The organism is Marinobacter sp. R17, assembly GCF_003789045.1.
GTDB lineage: Bacteria > Pseudomonadota > Gammaproteobacteria > Pseudomonadales > Oleiphilaceae > Marinobacter_A > Marinobacter_A mangrovi.
Window position 1 is genome coordinate 25393 of sequence record NZ_RHGZ01000039.1, and the last position, 6949, is coordinate 32341.

Below are 6949 nucleotides of genomic sequence, written 5' to 3' on the forward strand. Positions count from 1 at the left end.
GTCCTCCGTTAGTGGGCGACGCCTGCAGCGCCGTGTTCGTCGATCAGCGCACCGTTATGGAAGCGGAACATGGAGAAGGGCTTGGCCAGTTCGTGGGCCTTGCCTTTGGCCAGCGTGCTGGCAAAGACGTGACCGGAGCCGGGGGTTGCCTTGAAGCCGCCGGTCCCCCAGCCGCAGTTGAAGAACAGATTTTCAACCGGCGTATCGGAGATGATCGGGCAAGCATCCGGGCAGGTGTCGACGATGCCGCCCCACTGACGGTTCATGCGCACCCGGCTGAAGATCGGGAACATTTCTACGATGGCCTGGAGTGTATGCTCGATCGTCGGGTAAGACCCGCGCTGACCGTAGCCGTTGTACCCGTCGATACCGGCCCCGATAACCAGGTCGCCCTTGTCAGACTGGGAAATATAGCCGTGGACGTGATTCGACATGACCACCGTGTCCAGGATCGGGCGGATGGGTTCGGACACCAGCGCCTGCAGGGGGTGCGACTCTACCGGCAGCTCGAAACCGGCCATCTTGGCCAGCACGCCGGAGTTACCGGCCACCACGCAGCCGATCCGGTCGCCGCGCAGGACACCGTGCTGTTTGGTGTCTACGCCAACCGCAGCACCGTCCTCGGTCACAATGTCGGTCACTTCGCATTGCTGGATCAGATCCACGCCCATGGCATCGGCGGCGCGGGCAAAGCCCCAGGCCACGGCGTCATGCCGGGCGACACCGGCCCGGGGCTGCCAGGAGGCGCCCAGCACCGGGTAACGCCGGTTCGCGTTGCAGTCCATGATCGGCACGATGTCCTGCACCCCCTGGGTGTCCAGCGCGACACTGTCGATGCCGTTCAGGCGGTTGGCGTTCACCCGGCGCTGGATGTCGCGCATGTCCTGCAGCGTATGGCCCAGGTTCAGTACGCCCCGCTGGGAGAACATCAGGTTGTAGTTGAGATCCTGGGACAGGCCTTCCCAGAGCTTCATCGCGTGTTCGTAAAGCAGGGCGGCTTCGTCCCACAGGTAGTTGGAACGCACGATGGTGGTGTTCCGTGCGGTGTTGCCGCCGCCCAGGTAGCCCTTTTCAACCACCGCCACATTGGTGATGCCATGTTCCTTGGCGAGGTAATAGGCGGTTGCCAGGCCGTGACCACCACCGCCCACAATAATGACGTCGTACTTGCGCTTGGGTTTGGGGTTACGCCAGACACGCTGCCAGTTTTCGTGGTAGGTCAGGGCGTGTTTCAGCAGCCCGAATCCGGAATATTTCTGCATGACTGGCTCCTAGTAAAGACGGTGGTCAAGTCTGGCTCGCTTATTGGGAATCAGCGCCGGTTCTCAGGGCGGCCGGCCCGCGATGGCGCTGACATGTAGAAATAGTATGTGTGCGTCCGGCGGCCCATCTGCTTGACCGCGACACGACCGTGAGGATTTGCGACAGGGTGGCTGAAGATTTGAGGATGCCGGCCAGGGATGGCCGGCAATGGAGGATGGTCAGCACTCGATGACGTTGACGGCAAGACCGCCGCGGGAGGTTTCCTTGTACTTGTCGAGCATGTCGCGGCCGGTGTCCCGCATGGTGCGGATGACTTTATCGAGTGACACGAAGTGCTCACCGTTTCCGCGCAGCGCCATTACGGCGGCGTTAATGGCCTTGACCGCGCCCACCGCGTTGCGTTCGATGCAGGGCACCTGGACCAGCCCCCCGATAGGATCGCAGGTGAGACCGAGGTGATGCTCCATGCCGATCTCTGCGGCGTTCTCGATCTGTCGCGGCGAACCGCCCGTCGCGGCGGCGAGCCCGGCGGCGGCCATGGCGCAGGCGGAGCCGACCTCCCCCTGACAACCCACTTCCGCGCCGGAAATGGAGGCGTTTTCCTTGAACAGGATGCCGATGGCGGCGGCGGTCAGCAGGAATCGGATCACGCCGTCTTCGTCGGCTTCCGGGCACCAGTTCCAGTAGTAATGCAACACCGCCGGGATAATGCCGGCGGCGCCGTTGGTCGGCGCCGTCACCATGCGCCCACCGGCTGCGTTTTCTTCGTTGACGGCAAGGGCATAGAGGTTGACCCAGTCCATGGCGCTCAGTGAGGGCGAGATGAGATCCTTCCGGTCCGCGGCCATCAGCAGGCTGTGCAGCGAGGCGGCGCGGCGTTTCACTTTGAGGCCACCGGGCAGTGTGCCTTCATTGCGGATGCCGTTCTGGACGCACTCCTGCATGACCTGCCAGATGTGCAGGATGCCTTCCCGGACTTTTGACTCCGACCGCCAGACCTGCTCGTTGGCCATCATCACTTCGGCGATGGAGAGGTTGTGGGTATCGCATTGTTCCAGCAGTTCGGCGCCGGTCTTGAAGCGATAGGGTAAGGGCGTCTGGTCCTCGACGATGCGGTCGGCTCCGGCCGCCTTCTCGTCCACGACAAACCCACCGCCTACCGAATAGTAGGTGCGTTCGCGGATCACGGCGCCCGTGTCATCAACGGCGGTGAACCGCATCCCATTGGGATGATAGGGCAGCGTTTCCTTGCGGTGGTAGGTCAGGTCTTCGGCGTCATTATAGGCAATGCTGTGCTCCCCGTTCAGGCTGAGTCTCCCCTCGCTGAGAATGGTCTCAACCCGGGGCTGGAGCATCTCGGGATCGATCCGGTCGGGCCGATGCCCCTCCAGCCCCATCAGGACAGCGGGCCCGGTTCCGTGGCCCTTGCCGGTGGCCCCGAGCGAACCGAATAGCTGGATGTCGACTCGAGCGACGTCGGTGAGCCGGCCACTCTTGGCCAGGCCCCGCACAAAACGTCGCGCGGCAGCCATTGGCCCGACCGTGTGGGAACTGGACGGACCAATGCCGATCTTCAACATATCGAAAAGACTGATAGCCATGGCAACGTCCTTTATGGGTGTATGAAAGGTTGCCGCTCCTATCAGTCTAGACCGATAAGAGCGGCTGATGGTCGCGCAGCGGCGCTAGCGGTACGCCGGGAAATCCCGGCACAGCTGGCTGACTTTCTCGCGCACCTCACTGATGGTCGTGGTGGCATCACCCTGCTGCATGGCGTCCAGGATGTCGGCGATCCAGCCGGCCAGCGCCCGGCAGTCTGTCTCACCCAGGCCGCGCGTGGTGACGACCGGTGAGCCGATACGCAGACCTGAGGTCACGAACGGCGATTCCGGATCGTTCGGCACCGCATTCTTGTTCACGGTGATGTGAGCGTCGCCCAGTGCCGCGTCGGCGGCCTTGCCGGTCAGCCCCTGTTTAACAAGGCTCAGCAGGAACAGGTGGTTATCCGTTCCGCCGGATACCACGTCGTAGCCGCGCTCAATGAAGACATCGGCCATGGCCTGGGCGTTGATCACCACCTGCTGCTGATAGGCATGGAATTGCGGTTCAGCGGCTTCCTTGAAGGCGACGGCCTTCGCCGCGATCACGTGCATCAGGGGACCGCCCTGACCGGCCGGGAACACCGCCGAGTTGAATTTCTTCTCCAGGTCCGGCTGGCCCTTGCTGAGGATCAGGCCGCCGCGTGGGCCGCGCAGAGTCTTGTGGGTCGTGGTGGTGACCACATGAGCGTGGGGCAGCGGGTTGGGGTAGAAACCGGTGGCCACGAGACCGGCCACATGGGCCATATCCACCATCAGGTAGGCGCCCACCTCGTCTGCGATCTGGCGGAAGCTAGCCCAGTCAACAACCCGCGAATAGGCCGAGAAACCGGCGACGATCATCCGCGGCTGATGCTCTTTGGCCAGCGCCTCGACCTGGTCGTAGTCGATTTCCCCGGTGGCTTCGTCCAGACCATACTGGATCGCGTTGTACAGCTTGCCCGAAAAACTCACGTGTGCGCCGTGGGTCAGGTGCCCGCCATGGGCGAGGCTCATGCCCAGGACGGTATCGCCGGCGTTCAACAGGGCCATATAGACAGCGGCGTTGGCCTGGGAGCCGGAATGTGGCTGAACGTTGGCATAGTCGGCGCCGAACAGGCTCTTGGCCCGATCGATGGCCAGCTGCTCGACGCGATCGACGTGCTCACAGCCGCCATAGTAGCGCTTGGCAGGGTAGCCTTCGGCGTACTTGTTGGTCAGGCAGGAGCCCTGGGCCTGCATCACCAGCGGACTGGTGTAGTTTTCCGAAGCGATCAGCTCCAGGTGGTCTTCCTGGCGGGCGGCTTCATCCTGCATGGCGGCCCAGAGAGTTTCGTCATAGACATCAATCGTTTGGCTTTTATCGAACATGCGTCCTGAATCCTGTTGTGTAAGTAGGCACCTGATGAGCCAGGCGTGACGTGATTCGAAAATAGTAGGCCTTTGCCGAGGAGCCGATCTGCTCTGGCACGACACGAAGGCAAGGATTTGCGACAGCGCGGTCAGGAGAGTGATCAAGTTGCAACTGAAAACGACAGCAGGATGGGGCGAGCGCGAGGGTCCCGGGTCAGTCGTCGCTGTCCCGATCATGATCGTGGCGGGCGGCCGTCGGCGCCAGGCCGTAATAATCCCGGAAGCAGTTGCTGAAGTGGCTGCTGCTGACGAAGCCACTGGCCAGGGCGATGTCGAGGATCGTTTTGTTGGTCTGAAGCAACAGGCGTCGGGCGTGGACCAGCCGAAGCTCCAGGTAATGGCGGGACGGCGTCGTATCCAGGTGGGTCTGGAACAGGCGTTCCATCTGACGCCGTGAAATCTCGGCGCATTCGGCCAGTTCCGTCAGGGACAGCGGTTCTTCAATGTTGGCCCGCATCAATGCGAGCAGGGTTTGCAGGGCGGCCGGTAAGGTCGGGTCGTCGCCCACGTTCAGTGGCATCGGCCCCACCTGTTCGGCCACCTGGTCGCAGCTCAGTATTTCCCGGACAGCCCGGACGATCTGGGCATTGTGCAGCATCTGTCCGATCAGTTTCAGCATCATTTCCAGGGTGCTGACCGGGCCGGCGCAGGTGGCGTAGGCGCCGTCAATCACGTACGCGTTCGTTGACACGCTGATGGCCGGGAAATGCTCTTTGACGTAGGCATGGTTGTCCGGGTGCAGCGCGCACTCCCGACCGTTCAGCAGGCCTGCCTGGGCCAATGCGATGCCACCGTTCCACAAGCCCGCGATCCGGATGCCTTGCTGCTCGGCAACTTTGAGGGCGTGCAGAAGGCGGGGCGTGACCTCCAGTGGACTCCGATAGCCGCCGCACACCACCAGCATATCCACCTGCTGCGCATGGATCCGGAAATGATCCAGCGTTGTGCTGGTTGACACTTCAATACCCAGATCGCTGAGTACCGAACCCGAAGTGACCCCGACAGTGATGTGCTCGAACACGGGCTCCGGCGTGACCAGGTTGGCTGTCACCAGGGTGTCCACGGCGGCCGTGAATGCAACCATGGAAAAATGCTCGCGAAGGATAAAGGCGACGCGCAGGGGTGTGTCGATCGACGGGATGCCGGGCGAGGAGGAGGGTGGTGTACCGGACTGTTGGGTGGCCATAGGCGACATTCCATCACGGCAGTTGGAAGGGTGTGTCTGTTGCGCGATCAAAGCTGTCGCATTCAGGCATGAGCCCAATCACAGGAAACCTAGAGTAGGGGAGGAACTCTTCCACCACAACAGCCCTTATAGAAGGAAGATCAAATGACCAACAACGCATCCAACCGTGGCGTCGTCTATCAAGGCCCCGGTCACGTCACCGTCGAATCCATCGCTTTTCCCCAGCTCGCCCTCGGCAACCGCCGCTGCGATCACGGGGTCATCCTGAAGGTACTGACCACCAACATCTGCGGCTCCGACCAGCATATGGTGCGCGGACGCACCACCGCTCCCCAGGGCCTGGTCCTGGGCCATGAGATCACCGGACAGATCGTGGAATGCGGTCGCGATGTGGAGTTCCTCCGCGAGGGGGACATTGTGTCCGTGCCATTCAACATCGCCTGTGGTCGTTGCCGCAATTGCAAGGAAGGCAAGACCGGCATCTGCCTCAACGTGAATCCGGCCCGCCCCGGCGCCGCCTACGGCTATGTCGACATGGGCGGCTGGGTTGGCGGTCAGGCGGAGTACGTAATGGTGCCGTACGCCGACTTTAACCTGCTCAAGTTCCCCGATCGGGATCAGGCCATGGAGAAGATCAAGGACCTGACGCTGCTTTCGGACATTTTCCCCACCGGATTCCATGGCTGCGTCACCGCGGGCGTGGGGCCGGGATCCACCGTCTACATTGCCGGCGCCGGTCCGGTGGGACTGGCGGCAGCGGCCAGCGCCCGACTGCTGGGGGCGGCCTGCGTGATCGTCGGTGACATGATCGATGAGCGACTGGCCCAGGCCCGCAGCTTCGGATGCGAGACGATCGACTTGAAGCAGGACGGCGAGCTGCCGGATATGCTCGAATCGATCGTCGGCGAGCCGGAAGTGGATTGCTTCGTCGACTGCGTGGGTTTCGAGGCGCATGCCTGTGGACACCACCATCATCACGAACAACCCGCGACAGTGCTGAACTCGGCCATGCAGGTCACCCGTGCTGGGGGCGAAATCGGCATTCCCGGTCTGTACGTGACGGAAGACCCGGGTGCCGCCGAAGCGGCCGCGCAGCAAGGTTCCCTGAGCATGCGATTCGGCCTGGGTTGGGCAAAATCCCACTCCTTCCACACAGGGCAGTGCCCGGTCATGAAATACCATCGCCAGCTCATGCAGGCCATCCTGTTCGATCGGGTGGCTATCGCCGATGCGGTGAACGTGCAGATGATCAGTCTGGACCAGGCGCCGAAGGGTTACGCCGACTTTGATGGCGGCGCTGCGAAGAAATTCGTGATCGATCCCCATGCTTCGGTTGCGGCCTGACGGCCCGAGGTAAACCGGAAAGAAAGCCCGCCTATCGCGCGGGCTTTTTTGTGCGCCCGGCACGGGCGCACTCCTGGAGGTGCAAGTCCTCCCGTGAGCTGGCCACAGCGAGCGAAGTGAAGCGCAACTGCGGAAGGGCGACTGACCGTGGGGAGGAAGCGTGGAG

5 protein-coding genes are annotated in these 6949 nt (G+C 62.5%); 1 reads left to right on the forward strand and 4 read right to left on the reverse strand.

The genetic code is table 11. The features are described from left to right. Positions 1–8: 8 nt before the first annotated feature. The 4 genes from EB809_RS19705 to EB809_RS19720 form a co-directional block, all read right to left on the reverse strand. The gene (locus EB809_RS19705; RefSeq protein ID WP_123636565.1) at positions 9–1262 is read right to left on the reverse strand and encodes a sarcosine oxidase subunit beta family protein; all 1254 of its coding nucleotides are present in this window, start codon (positions 1260–1262) and stop codon (positions 9–11) included. Positions 1263–1481: 219 nt separating this feature from the next. Beyond that, entirely contained in the window at positions 1482–2864 is a 1383-nt protein-coding gene (locus EB809_RS19710; RefSeq protein ID WP_123636566.1) for an L-serine ammonia-lyase, read from the reverse strand. A gap of 84 nt (positions 2865–2948) precedes the next feature. After that, positions 2949–4211 (reverse strand): serine hydroxymethyltransferase, encoded by a 1263-nt coding sequence (gene glyA, locus EB809_RS19715; RefSeq protein ID WP_123636567.1) that lies wholly within the window; start codon positions 4209–4211, stop codon positions 2949–2951. Positions 4212–4407: 196 nt separating this feature from the next. After that, a complete protein-coding gene (locus tag EB809_RS19720) occupies positions 4408–5439 on the reverse strand; it encodes a GlxA family transcriptional regulator (RefSeq protein ID WP_123636568.1) in 1032 nt (343 codons plus the stop codon). Positions 5440–5583: 144 nt separating this feature from the next. Between EB809_RS19720 and fdhA the strand changes: the two genes are divergently transcribed. Then, a complete protein-coding gene (gene fdhA, locus EB809_RS19725; RefSeq protein ID WP_123636569.1) occupies positions 5584–6783 on the forward strand; it encodes a formaldehyde dehydrogenase, glutathione-independent in 1200 nt (399 codons plus the stop codon). The last annotated feature ends 166 nt before the right edge of the window (positions 6784–6949 follow it).